This window comes from Microbacterium sp. (assembly GCF_051953575.1).
GTDB lineage: Bacteria > Actinomycetota > Actinomycetes > Actinomycetales > Microbacteriaceae > Microbacterium.
Map to the genome: position 1 here is coordinate 1 of NZ_JBQCIP010000191.1, position 13,847 is coordinate 13,847.

The 13,847-nt window shown below is 70.0% G+C and carries 11 protein-coding genes and 1 pseudogene; 6 read left to right on the plus strand and 6 right to left on the minus strand.

The window, feature by feature from the left end; genetic code table 11:
- A pseudogene (locus ACTHNQ_RS11755) lies at nt 1-104 on the minus strand (16S rRNA (adenine(1518)-N(6)/adenine(1519)-N(6))-dimethyltransferase RsmA); the annotation flags it as partial.
- Between the two features lie 127 nt (nt 105-231).
- Between ACTHNQ_RS11755 and ACTHNQ_RS11760 the strand changes: the two are divergent.
- Together ACTHNQ_RS11760 and ACTHNQ_RS11765 are read left to right on the plus strand one after the other, a co-directional pair.
- Nucleotides 232-1,695: a sugar porter family MFS transporter gene (locus ACTHNQ_RS11760; protein WP_440333598.1), complete on the plus strand. Its 1,464-nt coding sequence runs from the start codon at nt 232-234 to the stop codon at nt 1,693-1,695.
- 44 nt (nt 1,696-1,739) lie between these two features.
- Nucleotides 1,740-3,074, plus strand: coding sequence for an MFS transporter (locus ACTHNQ_RS11765; RefSeq protein ID WP_440333600.1), 1,335 nt, complete (start codon nt 1,740-1,742; stop codon nt 3,072-3,074).
- 39 nt (nt 3,075-3,113) lie between these two features.
- Here the strand turns inward: ACTHNQ_RS11765 and ACTHNQ_RS11770 are convergent, their stop codons facing one another.
- The 5 genes from ACTHNQ_RS11770 to ACTHNQ_RS11790 all read right to left on the minus strand — a co-directional run bounded on the left by ACTHNQ_RS11770 (nt 3,114) and on the right by ACTHNQ_RS11790 (nt 7,800).
- The gene (locus ACTHNQ_RS11770) at nt 3,114-3,653 is read right to left on the minus strand and encodes an N-acetyltransferase family protein (RefSeq protein ID WP_440333602.1); all 540 of its coding nucleotides are present in this window, start codon (nt 3,651-3,653) and stop codon (nt 3,114-3,116) included.
- The gene (locus tag ACTHNQ_RS11775) at nt 3,650-4,174 is read right to left on the minus strand and encodes an NUDIX hydrolase (RefSeq protein WP_440333603.1); all 525 of its coding nucleotides are present in this window, start codon (nt 4,172-4,174) and stop codon (nt 3,650-3,652) included. The genes ACTHNQ_RS11770 and ACTHNQ_RS11775 overlap by 4 nt, the downstream gene beginning before the upstream one ends.
- Before the next feature lie 10 nt (nt 4,175-4,184).
- The gene (locus ACTHNQ_RS11780; protein ID WP_440333605.1) at nt 4,185-5,105 is read right to left on the minus strand and encodes a TatD family hydrolase; all 921 of its coding nucleotides are present in this window, start codon (nt 5,103-5,105) and stop codon (nt 4,185-4,187) included.
- Nucleotides 5,105-6,685 carry a methionine--tRNA ligase gene (gene metG / locus ACTHNQ_RS11785; RefSeq protein WP_440333607.1) on the minus strand — a complete coding sequence of 527 codons (1,581 nt, stop codon included), beginning with the start codon at nt 6,683-6,685 and terminating at the stop codon, nt 5,105-5,107. Before metG ends, ACTHNQ_RS11780 begins: the two co-directional genes overlap by 1 nt.
- A gap of 101 nt (nt 6,686-6,786) precedes the next feature.
- On the minus strand, nt 6,787-7,800 hold the full coding sequence (locus tag ACTHNQ_RS11790; RefSeq protein ID WP_440333608.1) for a LacI family DNA-binding transcriptional regulator: 1,014 nt from the start codon (nt 7,798-7,800) through the stop codon (nt 6,787-6,789).
- 204 nt (nt 7,801-8,004) lie between these two features.
- On the opposite strand from ACTHNQ_RS11790, the gene ACTHNQ_RS11795 reads away from it, so the two are divergent.
- The 4 genes from ACTHNQ_RS11795 to ACTHNQ_RS11810 form a co-directional block, all read left to right on the plus strand.
- Entirely contained in the window at nt 8,005-10,017 is a 2,013-nt protein-coding gene (locus ACTHNQ_RS11795; protein ID WP_440333609.1) for a beta-galactosidase, read from the plus strand.
- Between the two features lie 35 nt (nt 10,018-10,052).
- A complete protein-coding gene (locus ACTHNQ_RS11800; RefSeq protein ID WP_440333612.1) occupies nt 10,053-11,285 on the plus strand; it encodes a sugar ABC transporter substrate-binding protein in 1,233 nt (410 codons plus the stop codon).
- Nucleotides 11,286-11,410: 125 nt separating this feature from the next.
- Nucleotides 11,411-13,030, plus strand: a complete 1,620-nt coding sequence (locus ACTHNQ_RS11805; RefSeq protein ID WP_440333614.1) for an ABC transporter permease subunit — start codon at nt 11,411-11,413, stop codon at nt 13,028-13,030.
- A partial coding sequence (locus ACTHNQ_RS11810) for a sugar ABC transporter permease (RefSeq protein WP_440333616.1) occupies nt 13,030-13,847 on the plus strand: 818 nt, incomplete at its 3' end. The genes ACTHNQ_RS11805 and ACTHNQ_RS11810, both read left to right, overlap by 1 nt.

Here is a 13,847-nt window from a genome sequence, read left to right on the forward strand (position 1 = left end):
TTGGCGTCGACGACGAAGTTCTGCCCGAGCTTCTTGGTCGGGGTGACGTCGAGGTCGGCGGCGAGCGCGCGGATCTCGGCCGCGCCGAGCAGGGTGACGGGCATGCCTCCACAGTACCGACGGGATGCCGGGGGCCGCGGCATCCCCGGTTCGCGCCGTTCGCGCTCGCACATGCCGACCCGCCCGCGCAAGGGCCCCCGCTGGCTCCGGGCGAGCGCTAGCGTGACGGACATGAACACGACCGGCACGATCCCGGCGGACGCATTCTCGCTCCGCAGCCCCTACGGCCGTCGCGCGATCGGACTGTCGGTCGCCGCCGCGGTGGGCGGATTCCTCTTCGGCTTCGACTCCTCGGTGATCAACGGCGCCGTCGACTCGATCTCGAAGGACTTCGCGCTCAACGACGTGATCACCGGCTTCGTCGTGGCGATCGCGCTGCTCGGCTGCGCGGTCGGCGCGATCATCGCGGGCAACCTGTCGGATCGCTGGGGCCGCCTGCGGGTGATGTTCCTCGGCGCCATCATGTTCTTCGTCTCGTCGATCGGCGCCGGTCTCGCCTTCTCGCCGTGGGACCTCGCGCTGTGGCGCGTCATCGGCGGTCTCGGCATCGGCATCGCGTCGGTCGTCGCTCCCGCGTACATCGCCGAGATCGCACCCCGGCAGATCCGCGGCGGCCTCGCCTCGCTGCAGCAGCTCGCCATCACGCTCGGCATCTTCGCCGCACTGCTGTCGGACGCGCTGCTCGCGAACTCTGCCGGCGGCGCCGACAACGTGCTGTGGCTCGGCCTGGAGGCATGGCGGTGGATGTTCCTCGTCGGGGTGATCCCGTCGGCGGTGTACGGCATCCTCTCGTTCACGCTGCCGGAATCGCCGCGCTACCTGCTGTCCAAGGGCCGGCACGACGAGGCGCGGGCGATCTTCGCACGGCTGATGCCCCCGGCGGACCTCGACCAGAGCATCCGCGAACTGCAGAAGGCCATCGAGGCCGACCGCAAGAACGCGGGCGTCTCGATCCGCGGACCGGTGCTGGGCCTTCAGCGCATCGTGTGGGTCGGCATCATCCTGTCGGTGTTCCAGCAGTTCGTCGGCATCAACGTGATCTTCTACTACTCGACGAGCCTGTGGCAGTCGGTCGGGTTCGACGAGAGCGACTCGTTCACGATCAGCGTCGTGACCTCGATCACGAACGTGCTGGTGACCCTCATCGCGATCTTCCTGGTCGACCGCGTGGGGCGCAAGCCCATCCTGCTGACCGGTTCGGTGATGATGACGGTCTCGCTCGGCCTGATGGCGCTGTGCTTCGTGTTCTCCGAGACGAACGCCGACGGCGCCGTCACGCTGCCCGCCCCGTGGGGCCCGATCGCGCTCGTCGCCGCCAACGTGTTCGTCGTCGGGTTCGGCGCATCGTGGGGTCCGCTGGTCTGGGTGCTGCTCGGCGAGATCTTCCCGAGCCGCATCCGCGGCAAGGCGCTGGGCGTGGCCGCGGGCGCCCAGTGGATCGCGAACTTCCTCATCACGATCTCGTTCCCGGCGATGTCGTCGTGGTCGCTGCCGCTCACATACGGCATGTACGCGCTGTTCGCGGCGCTGTCGTTCGTCTACGTCGCGTGGCGCGTGCCCGAGACGAAGGGCATGGACATCGAGCAGACCGAGACCCTGTTCGTCCACCGCAAGGACGCACCGGCCACGAGCTGACGCCGACGCCCGGGCGCGGGCTCCCGGTCCCATAGGATGCTGGGATGCCCTCGCTCGGCGAACTGATCGCTCCACGCCGCCTGGGCAAGGATTTCCGCTGGCTGCTGGCCTCGTCGTGGACCAGCAATCTCGGAGACGGGATCGCGCTGTCGGCCGCACCGCTGCTCATCGCGTCGATGACCTCGTCGCCGGTGCTGGTGGCATCCGGCGCGATGATGCAGTTCCTGCCGTGGCTGCTGTTCGGCCTGCTCGCCGGGTCGGTCGCCGACCACCACGACCGGCGCCGGCTGGTCATGCTCGCCAACGGCATCCGTGCGGTCATCGTCGGAGCGCTGGTCGTGTTCCTGGTGACGGGCCACGCGAGCGTGTGGATCGTGCTCGCGACGGCGTTCCTGTACGGCACCGCCGAGGTCTTCGCCGACTCCGCGGGCAGCACGCTGCTGCCGATGATGGTGCGCCCCGCCGACCTCGGCATCGGCAACGCCCGCATGCAGGCGGGCTATCTGGTCGCCAACCAGCTCGCCGGACCGCCCCTGGGCGCGTTCCTGTTCGCAGTCGGCTCGTTCTGGCCGTTCCTGCTGCAGATCCTGTGCGTGACTCTCGCGGTGCTGCTGATCTCGCGGATCTCGCACACCCCGATCCCCGAGAAGGATGCCGCCGCCACGGGTGCCGCGGCGGTCAACGCCGACGGCACGCCGGTGAAGCCGCATCCGATCCGCGAAGGGCTGCGGTGGCTGCGTCACAACCCGCCGGTGCGCACGCTCGTGCTCATCATCCTGGTGTTCAACGTCACGTGGGCCGCGCCCTGGAGCGTCCTCGTGCTGTACGCCACGGAGCACCTGCACATGGGCGCGATCGGCTACGGAGCGCTCACGACGGCGTCGGCCCTCGGCGGCATGGTCGCCGTCTTCTCGTTCGGATGGCTCGAGAGGCACGTGTCGTTCTCGACGCTCATGCGCGTGTGCCTGTCGCTGGAGGTGCTGATGCACCTGTCGTTCGCGCTGACCACGAACGGCGTCGTCGCCCTGATCATCATGTTCGGCTTCGGCCTGTACGCGTTCGTGTGGGGCACCATCTCCACCACCGTGCGCCAGCGTCTCGTGCCGATCTCGCTGCAGGGACGCATCGCATCGGTCAACATGGTCGGCGTGTTCGGCGGCCTCGTGATCGGGCAGCTGCTCGGCGGACTCATCGCCCAGACGTGGGGCCTCACCGCGCCGTGGTGGTTCGCGTTCGCCGGTTCCGCGGTGACGCTGCTGCTCGTCTGGCGGCCGATCCGCAACATCGCGGCGGCCAAGCCCGTGCTGGATGCGGACCAGGCGGACGACGTCGCCGACAAGGACGAACCCGGGGCGGGCGGACGCCCGCTGATCGACTGACCGCGCCGGCTCGGGATGGGGTTCGGTCCGGCATCCCCGTCAACGGTCCAGGGATGCCCGCATGAGCATCCCCACGCCGCCCTCGAACTCGACCCCCGTGAGACGCGGTGCGCGCAGCACCTCGGTGAAACCCCACCGCGTGTGCAGGTCGATCGACGCGCGGTTCTGGGCGTTCACGACGTAGAACGCCTCGTCGCAGCGGGCGGCGATCCACTGCATCCGGGCGTCGGTCAGAGCCGCCGCGACACCGCGTCGGCGCCACGCCGGATCCACCGTGATCCCGGCGAGGTAGTGCCCAGCCGGCGCAGGATCTGCCACGTCTGTGTGATGGTGCGTCTTCGCCCACCCGACCACGACCGGATGCTCCGCACCATCCGACACCGCGACCAGCACGCACCGGTCAGGATCGGCGATCGCGCGCCGGTACCCGTCGGCGCTGCCCACCGAGCCCGCCGGACGCCCGGCCGCGACCTCGATCCGCAGGATCGCGTCGACGTCGCCCTTCGTCGCGGGACGCAGCGACACCACGGCCGGTGCCAGAGCGCCGGCATCCGGCGAATACGCCGCGAAGACCGTCACCGCGCAGCGCCGCCCGCGCGTACCGCTCGCAACAGCTGCGGCCAGAGCGCGTCCAGGCGGGCGACCCACGGCCCGGCGAAGTCCGAGCGATAGCGCGCGTGCACGTCGTCGAGCGTCACCCACTCCGACGCGGCGACCTCCTCCGGGTCGAGAATGAGCGTCGCGGGGTCGACGTCGTGCGCCACGTAGAGGTCGAACAGCGCCGACTGCTCGACGACCCTCCCGACGAAGACCAGGGCATCTGCAGCGGCCCGCAGCCCGGTCTCCTCCCACAGCTCGCGGGCGGCCGCCTGACGGCTCGTCTCACCCGCGAGTGCGCTGCCGGCGGCGAACTCCCAGTCCAGCGCCCAGTCCTTCACGGCCGCGCGCTGAGAGATCAGCACCTGCCCGTCCGCGCGAACGGCGCACACCGACGACACGACGTGGAATGCGCCCCGCGGCAGGCTCGGGTCGCCACGGCGATGAGTGGTTCCGAGCGGACGGCCGGCGGCATCCACCAGATCCCACAGCTCGTCGTCCACGGACTCGACCCTAGTCCTCGAACGGGCCGTAGACCTCGAGCGTGTTGGCTGCGATCTGCGCGCACAGCTCGTCGAGCTCGATGCCGAGCTCGGCGGCCATGAAGCGCACCGTCACGGGGATCAGGTACGGCGCGTTGGGGCGGCCGCGGTGCGGCGTCGGCGTCAGGAAGGGGGCATCCGTCTCGACGAGGATGCGGTCGCGCGGGATCACGGCGAGCGCGTCGCGCAGGTTCTGCGCGTTCTTGAACGTCACGTTGCCGGCGAACGACAGCCAGTACCCGCGCTCCCCCGCCACGCGCGCCATCTCGGCGTCGCCCGAGAAGCAGTGGAACACCGTCTGCTCCGGGGCGCCCACACGCACGAGCGTCTCGAGCACCGCGTCGTGCGCGTCGCGGTCGTGGATCTGCATCGCGATGCCGTGCTTCTTCGCCAGCGCGATGTGCGCCTCGAAGCTCTCGAACTGCGCCGGGCGACCATCGTCGTCGGTGCGGAAGAAGTCCAGTCCCGTCTCGCCGATCGCGCGCACGCGCGGCTGCGCCGCCAGCTCGTCGATGACGCCGATCGCCTCGTCGAGGCGTCCGGCCGCGGCGTACGCGGGGGCCTCGTTCGGGTGGATCGCGACGGCCGCGAGGACGCGGGGATGGGATGCCGCCGCCCATGCCGACCATCGGCTCGACTCGATGTCGCCGCCGGCCTGCACGACGCCGATCACGCCGACCTCGCCTGCGCGCGTCAGCTGCTCGTCGAGCGACAGGCCGACGCCGTCCTCGATCTCGAGGTGCGCGTGGTTGTCGTACACCGGCACCGCGAGGGGCTCGGGCGCGTCGGGGTAGCTGACGTCGCGCGAGCCCTTCTCGCGGGTGCGGACGTACTGCGACGGGTCAGCGGCCTGGGCCGGGTACGGCACCGCGCGCTCGGGCACCGCAGCCATCAGGCCGTCTGCTCGACGCGCGGGAACAGCGGAGCCAGCCCGTTGACCGACGTGCCGGGCTTCAGCACGTCCCATGCCCCGGCTTCACGCAGCGGCTGGTCCTGCAGGCGGCCGAGCGACTCGGCCGCGCCGAGTGCGATCCACAGCTTCTCGGTCGACTCGGGCATCACCGGCGACAGCAGCACGGCCAGGGCGCGCAGGCCCTCGGCGGCGGTGTAGAGCACGGTGCCGAGGCGTCCGCGCGCCGACTCGTCGCGCGCGAGCGCCCACGGCTCGTTCTCGGTGATGTACAGGTTCAGGGCGTCGACGATCGTCCAGATCGACGAGATCGCCTCATCGATGCGGAACCGTTCGATCGCCGCATCGGCGGCGGCTGCGGCATCCGCCACCGTCTTCTGGATCGCGAGATCGCCGGGCTCGTACGAGGCGGCGGGCGGCACGACTCCCTCGAAGTACTTCTCGATCATCGCGGTCGTGCGCGACGCGAGGTTGCCGAAGCCGTTGGCGAGCTCCGCCTGGTACCGGGCCGACAGGTCCTCCCACGAGAACGAGCCGTCCTGGCCGAACGCGATCGCCGACAGGAAGTAGAACCGGTAGGCGTCCGAGCCGAACACGTCGGTGATCTCGGTCGGGGCGATGCCGGTGAGCTTCGACTTCGACATCTTCTCGCCGCCGACGAGCAGCCAGCCGTGCGCGAAGACGCCACGCGGCACCTCGAGACCGGCGGCCATCAGCATCGCCGGCCAGATGACGGCGTGGAAGCGCAGGATGTCCTTGCCCACCACGTGGTACGCGGGCCACCGGCGGGCGAACTCCTCGGGGTCGGTGCCGTAGCCGATGGCGGTCGCGTAGTTGAGCAGCGCGTCCACCCACACGTAGATGACGTGCTGCGGGTCCCACGGCACGGTGATGCCCCAGTCGAACGCCGAGCGCGAGATCGACAGGTCCTTCAGGCCGTTCTTGACGAACGACACGACCTCGTTGCGCGCCGACTCGGGCCGCACGAAGTCCGGCACCGTGGAGTACAGCTCCAGCAGCTTGTCCTGGAACTCGCTCAGCTTGAAGAAGTAGTTCTTCTCCTGCAGCAGCTCCAGCGGCTTGGAGTGGATCGCGCAGACCTTCAGGCCCTCGAACGCGCCTGTTCCGTCGACGATCTCGGACTCGGGCTTGAACTCCTCGCAGCCGACGCAGTACAGCGCCTCATACTCGCCCGCGTAGATGTAGCCGCGGTCGTAGATCGCCTGCACGAACTGCTTGACGCGCTCCTCGTGGCGCGGCTGCGTCGTGCGGATGAAGTCGTCGTTGGCGACGTCGAGCGTCTTCAGCAGCGGGAACCACGACTCGGTGACGAGCTTGTCGACCCATTCCTGCGGGGTCACGCCGTTGGCGGACGCGGCCCGCATCATCTTCTGGCCGTGCTCGTCGGTGCCCGTGAGCATCCAGGTGTCGTCGCCCGCCTGGCGGTGCCAGCGCGCGAGGGTGTCGACCGCCACGGTCGTGTAGCCGTGGCCGATGTGCGGCACGTCGCTCGGGTAGTAGATCGGCGTCGTGATGTAGAAGGACTGGCGGCCGGAAGTCACCAGGAGAGTCTAGTTCGAGTGGATGCCGCACCCGGCGCTGTGACCGCGGGCGCCCGTCTGCGGGCCCGCAGCGGGTGAAACGTAACAGTCGGGTCCGGCGGCTACGCGCTCTCGCGCACCACCAGCGTCGTGGGCAGCGTCACCGGCCCGGGCCTGCCGCCCCCGATGACCTCGAGCAGCAGCGACACCATCTCGTCGCTCAGGCGCTCCCACGGCTGGCGCATCGTGGTGAGCGGAGGCTCGTGCGTGGCGGCGAGGCCGGAGTCGTCGAAGCCGGCGACCGCGATGTCGTCCGGGACCCGCTTGCCCGCCTTGCGCAGCGCCGCGATGGCACCGGCGGCCATGAGGTCGCTCGCGGCGAAGACCGCCTCGACGTCGGGGGCGCGCTCGAGGATCCTGGCCATCGCGACGGCGCCCGACTCCTGGCTGTAGTCGCCCTCCTCGACGAGCGAGGCGTCGAAGTCGTCGCCCATCTCCTGCTCGAACCCGACGAGACGGAACCGCCCGCCCGGGGTGTCGTGAGGCCCCGCGATCATGGCGATCCGCCGGTGCCCGCGCGAGCGCAGGTAGCGGGTCATCTCGCGTGCCGAACCGATCTCGTCCACCGACACGGTGGGGACGTTCGCCTCGTGGCCGAGCGGGATGCCGCAGCAGACCGTGGGGACGCCCGCCTCGAGCAGCTGCTCCAGCAGCGGGTCTGCCTCATGGGACGAGATGAGCAGCACGCCGTCGACGTGGCCGGCCCCGACGAACGTGGCCACGCCCGCACGTTCGGCGGGCGTGCCTGCGACGAGGAGCACCAGGGTCATCGAGCGCTGGGCGAGCGCTTCGGCCGCTCCGCGCAGCAGGAGCGCGAAGGTCGGGTCCTGGAAGAGCAGGTGCTGCGGCTCGGTGAGCAGGAACGCGAGGGAGCCCGCCCGGCCCGTCGCGAGGCTGCGGGCGGCGTGGTTCGCGGTGTATCCGGTGCGCCGGATCGCGTCCTCGACGGCCGCGCGCGCGTCGGGCGACACCCAGTGCCCGCCGTTGATGACGCGCGAGACGGTCCCGCGGGACACCCCTGCGGCCGCCGCCACATCGCGGATCGTCGGCTTGCGCCGCGCGGTCGTCTCGTCCACGACGAGTGACTCTACCCCGCTCCTGCGCACGATCCGGCCGCCGACACGATCGCACCCTGTGACCGGTCACAGTTCGGTAACGGTTGCTGGAGCGGCCGTGCGGCGCGGCATCCGCTCGAGCAACACTGTGACCGGTCCCAGTGATGGCGACCACCGCCCCGAGCGACGGGGCATGAGCCCTGCAACCGACCCGATGGAGCGTCCATGACCTCGACCGACCGCTGGCCCGAGATCCAGGGCATCGCCTATGGCGGCGACTACACCCCTGAGCAGTGGCCCAAGGAGGTGTGGCGCGAAGACGTCGCCCTCATGCGTGAGGCCGGGGTCAACCTCGTCAGCGTCGGCATCTTCGCGTGGGCGCTGATCGAGACCGACGAGGGCGTGTTCGACTTCGCGTGGCTCGACGAGCTGCTCGATCTGCTGCACAAGAACGGCATCTCGGTCGACCTCGGCACCCCCACCGCCTCACCGCCCGCATGGTTCTTCGCGAAGCATCCCGATGCCCGGGTCGTCACCCGCGACGGCGTCACGATGGGCTTCGGCGCGCGCGGCATGGCCTCGCACGCGTCGCCGGCATACCGGGAGGCGATCGTGCGCATCGCCTCGGCACTCGCCGAGCGCTACGGCGATCACCCCGCCGTCGTCCTGTGGCACGTGCACAACGAGTACGGGGTGCCCGTCGGCGAGGATTACTCGGACCAGTCGGTCCGCGCGTTCCGGCTGTGGCTGCAGGAGAAGTACGGGTCGCTCGACCGCCTCAACGCGGCATGGGGCACGGCGTTCTGGGGCCAGCGCTACGGCGCATGGGAGCACATCGGCGCCCCCGCCGCCGCCCCCTCGGTGGTCAACCCCGCCCAGCGCCTCGACTTCGCCCGGTTCACCGACCACCAGTTGCGCGCGTGCTTCGTCGCCGAGCGCGATGCGATCCGCGCGCACGCGACGCAGCCGATCACGACCAACTTCATGGCGAACCAGAGCTGGACCACCGACCTGTGGGCGTGGGCGCGCGAGGTCGACATCGTCTCGGACGACCACTATCTCGTCGCGGCCGACCCCGAGGGCGAGATCGGCCTCGCGATCGCCGCGGACCTGTCGCGGTCGGTGGGCGGCGGCAAGCCGTGGATCCTGATGGAGCACTCCACCTCCGCCGTGAACTGGCAGCCGCGCAACGTCGCCAAACGTCCGGGTGAGCTCGCCCGCAACTCGATCACGCACCTCGCCCGCGGCGCCGACGCGATCCTGTTCTTCCAGTGGCGCGCTTCACGCTCCGGCGCCGAGAAGTTCCATTCCGCGATGGTCCCCCATGCCGGCACGGGCTCTCGCGTGTGGCGCGAGGTGGTGGGACTCGGCGACGTCCTCGGTCGCCTCGACGAGGTCCGCGGCTCCCGCGTCCGGGCGGACGTGGCGATCCTGTGGGACTTCGAGTCGTTCTGGGCGCAGGATCTCGAGTGGCGCCCGTCGGTCGACGTGGCGCACGCCGAGCGCATCCGCTCGTTCTACGAGCGGCTGTGGCGCGACGGCATCACGGTGGACTTCGCCCTGCCCGGGCAGGACCTGTCGGAGTACCGGCTCGTCGTCGCCCCGGCGCAGTACCTGCTGAGCGCCGCCGACGCGCAGAACCTCACCCGCTACGTCGAGTCCGGCGGCACGCTCGTGGTCTCGTTCTTCTCCGCGATCGTCGACGAGAACGACGCCGTGCCCGCGGGGGGCTTCGTCGCCCCGCTCCGCGACGCCCTCGGCCTCACGGTCGAGGAGTTTCTGCCCCTGCGCGAAGGCGCCCGACACACCGTTCAGTGGCGCGGTGCGGCATCCCTTCTCGCCGACGCGTGGCAGGAGGACCTCCTCCTCGCGGGCGCCGAGGCGATCGGCACCTATGTCGACGGCCCGGGCGCCGGCGGCGCGGCCATCACCCGTCACACGCACGGCTCCGGCGTCGGCTGGTACATCAGCACGCGATTGGATGCCGCCGCCCTCCGCACCGTCATGACCGAGGTGTACGCGGACGCCGGCATCGCGCCCGCCGACCACCCGGAGGGGCTCGAGGTCGTGGTGCGCCGTGGCGACGGCGCGGACTTCGCCATCGCGGTCAACCACCGCGACGACGCGGCCGCGTTCGCAGCCGCCGGCGTGGAGCTCATCACCGGTGCTGCCGTGGACGGCACGCTCACGGTGCCCGCCGGCGGCGTCGCCGTCGTCCGGCTCGCCCCCGCCCCCTGATCCCCATCTCCATCACACCCACCGAAAGGAAACCCATGCGCAAGCAGATCGCATTCGGAGCGCTGGCGCTCACGGCAGCGGTCGTCCTCGCCGGCTGCGCCGGCGGATCGGCCGACAGCGCCGACGACGGCAACACCGACGGCAATGGCGCCGCACTCGTCATCTGGACGGACGAGGAGCGTCAGGCCGCCGTCAAGGACGCCGCGAAGGCATTCGAGGACGAGACCGGCGCCACGGTCAAGATCGTCAAGAAGAACTTCGAGGATCTCCGCAACGACTTCATCGCCCAGGTGCCGACGGGCAAGGGCCCCGACATCACCGTCGGTGCGCACGACTGGCTCGGCGCGCTGGTCGCGGCCGGCGTCGTCGACACGATCGACCTCGGCGACAAGGCATCCGAGTTCGAGCCCGTCGCACTCGAGGCGATGACCTACGACGGGCAGCTCTACGCCCTCCCGTACTCGCTGGAGACCATCGCCCTCGTGCAGAACGCCGATCTCGTCGGCAGCGACGCGCCGGCCACGTGGGACGACATGATCCAGAAGGGTCTCGCGGCCGGCACCGAGCGCCCGTTCGTCATCAACACCAACGGCGAGACCGGCGACGGCTACACGATGTACGGCTTCCAGACCTCGTTCGGCGCGCCCGTGTTCGTGCAGGACGCGTCGGGTTCGTACACGACCGAGGTCGGCATGGGCGGCGCGTCGGGCGAGGCGTTCGCGCAGTGGCTCGGCGCCAACGGCAAGAACGGCACCGGCTACCTCTCCACGACCGTCGACTACGACATCAACAACGAGCTCTTCAACTCGGGCAAGGCTCCGTACACGATCCAGGGTCCGTGGGCGATCGGCGCCTACCCGGACGTGAAGAACATCGTGGTGAGCCCCATCCCGTCGGCCGGTGGCCAGCCTGCCGCCCCGTTCGTGGGCGTCCAGGGCTTCTACCTGAGTTCGCAGTCGAAGAACAAGCTGCTCGCGCAGTCGTTCCTCGTCGACTACCTCGGCACCGAAGAGGCGCAGCGTGCGCTCTACGAGGCGGATCCCCGCATCCCGGCCTGGTCGACGCTGGCCGCCGAGGTCGCGTCCGACCCGATCATCGCGGGCTTCCTCGCGTCGGCGCAGAACGGCGTCCCGATGCCGAGCATCCCCGAGATGGGATCGGTGTGGGACCTGTGGAACGCCGCCCAGTCGCAGATCATCAACGGCGCCGACCCCGTGTCGACGTGGAACCAGATGGTCGCCGACGTCGAGACCGCGGTCAAGGGCTGAGTCCCTGACCCGCACGACCGCCGGCTGCCCCTGACAGCCGGCACCCTCTCCGGGAGGCGGGCGAGTGCCTCTCCTCGCCTCCCGGACTCCACCCCGACCCGCCCTTCCTCGACAGGAGCACCCCCATGACGGTGGACGCACCTTCCTCACCGCCGGCGGCCGCGTCCCGCCCGCCGCGCGAGTCGCACGCGCGCCGCTGGCGCGGTCCCGGCTGGGGCTTCCTCGTGAAGCTCGTGCTCATGGCGCTCGTGAACGCGTTCGGCGTCATGACGCTGCTGAGCGCGTTCCGCGCCGAGTCGTGGGTCGTCTTCGTCGGGATGCTGGTGCTCCTGCTGGCCGCCGACGTCGTGTACTTCACATGTCGGGCGCTGCCGTTGAAGTACCTCGTCCCCGGGCTGGTGTTCCTGCTGGTGTTCCAGGTGTTCATCTTCGGGTACACGGCGTACATCGCCTTCACGAACTACGGCACCGGTCACGCCGGCACGCAGGAGCAGGCCGTCGAGGCGGCCCTCATCCAGGGCGAGCGCCGGGTGGAGGACTCCCCCACCTACCCGCTCTCCGTGCTCCAGCGCGGCGACCAGCTGGGCTTCGCGATCGTCGGCGACGACGGCGACGTGCTCGCGGGCACCGCCGAAGAGCCGCTCGACGAGGTGCGCGGGGCCGAGATCGGCCAGGCCGGCACGCCTACCGAGGTGCCCGGCTGGACCGTGGTTCCCAAGGCGACGGTCATCACCGACGCCGACCTTCAGGGGCAGATCGCAGCGCTTCGCGTGCCCGTGTCGGACGACCCCAACGACGGCTCGATCCGCACGCGCGACGGCTCCACCGGCGCCGTCTACGAGTCGACGCTGGTGTGGGATGCCGGCGCCCAGACGATCACCGACACCACGACGGGCACCGTCTACACGGCGACCGACAGAGGCTCGTTCGTCGCCGAGGACGGCTCGACGCTGCCGGCCGGCTGGTACGTCAACGTCGGCTTCGACAACTTCGTCCGGATCTTCACCGACCCGGCGCTCGCGAGCACCCTGCTCTCGGTCACGGCGTGGACCTTCGTGTTCGCGACCCTGTCGGTGCTGCTGCCCTTCGCGTTGGGCCTGCTGCTCGCGCTCATCTACAACGACGCCCGCATCAAGGGCCGCCGGTTCCTGCGGACGCTGTACATCCTCCCGTATGCGTTCCCGGCGTTCATGTCGGCGCTGCTGTTCCGCGGCATGTTCAACGCCGAGTTCGGCGTGATCAACGACCTCTTCTTCTTCGGCGCCCACATCAACTGGCTGGGCGACCCCTGGCTGGCGAGGGCCGCCGTCATCTGGGTGAACCTGTGGCTCACCTACCCGTACTACTTCCTGGTGTGCACGGGCGCCCTGCAGGCGCTGCCGAGCGACACGCTCGAGGCGGCATCCCTCGACGGCGCGGGCCGGGCACGCCAGCTGCGGTCGATCATCCTGCCGCTCGTGCTCGTGGCGACGGCGCCGCTGCTGATCTCGTCGTTCGCGTTCAGCTTCAACAACTTCACGGTCATCTACATGTTCAACAACGGCGGGCCGTCGATCCCCGGTGCGCCGTACGCGCTCGGCGCCACCGACATCCTCATCTCGGCGATCTACGACATCTCTGGGGTATCGGGCGGCGCGGCCGACTACGGCCTCGCGAGCGCGCTGTCGATCCTCGTGTTCGCCGTCGTCGGCGGCATCTCGGCGATCGCCTTCCGCCAGACCCGCAAGCTTGAGGAGTTCCAGTGATGACCATCGCCACGACCGTCTCAGACCCTCGTCGCGGCGCCCGCCGCCGTCGCTGGCTGCTGGAGGTCGGCTGGAAGTATCTGCTGGCCGTCGTCGTGATCTTCTACGCCATCTTCCCGCTCGTCTACGTGCTGTCGGCGTCGCTCAACCCGCACGGCACGCTGGCGGCGAGCAACGCGCTGTTCAGCGTCGTCGACCTGTCGAACTTCTTCGCGCTCGGTCAGACGCAGTTCTGGACGTGGGCCGGCAACACGCTCCTGATCGGCGGAATCTCGTCGGTCGGCGCGGTGCTGATGGGGGCGGCGGCGGCGTACGCGTTCTCGCGCTTCCGCTTCTCGGGCCGCCGCGCGGGCCTGACCGGGCTGCTGATCATCCAGATGTTCCCGCAGGCGCTCGCCTTCGTCGCGATCTTCCTCATGCTGCTGACCCTCGGCGAGGTCGTGCCGGCGCTGGGCCTAAATTCGAAGATCGCCCTCATCTGCGTGTACCTGGGCGGCGCCCTCGGGGTCAACACGTTCCTCATGTACGGGTTCTTCAACACCGTGCCCATCGAGATCGACGAGTCGGCCAAGATCGACGGCGCCACGCACGCCCAGATCTTCTGGCGGCTCATCATGCCGCTCGTGACGCCGATCCTCGCGGTCGTCGCGCTGCTGGCCTTTATCGCCGCGTTCGGCGACTACATCATCGCCAAGATCGTCCTGGTCTCGGAAGAGAACTGGACGCTCGCGGTGGGCATGTACCAGTGGGTCTCGAACCAGCTCGCCTCGAACTGGGGGCTCTTCGCCGCGGGAGCCGTGATCGCCGCGATCCCCGT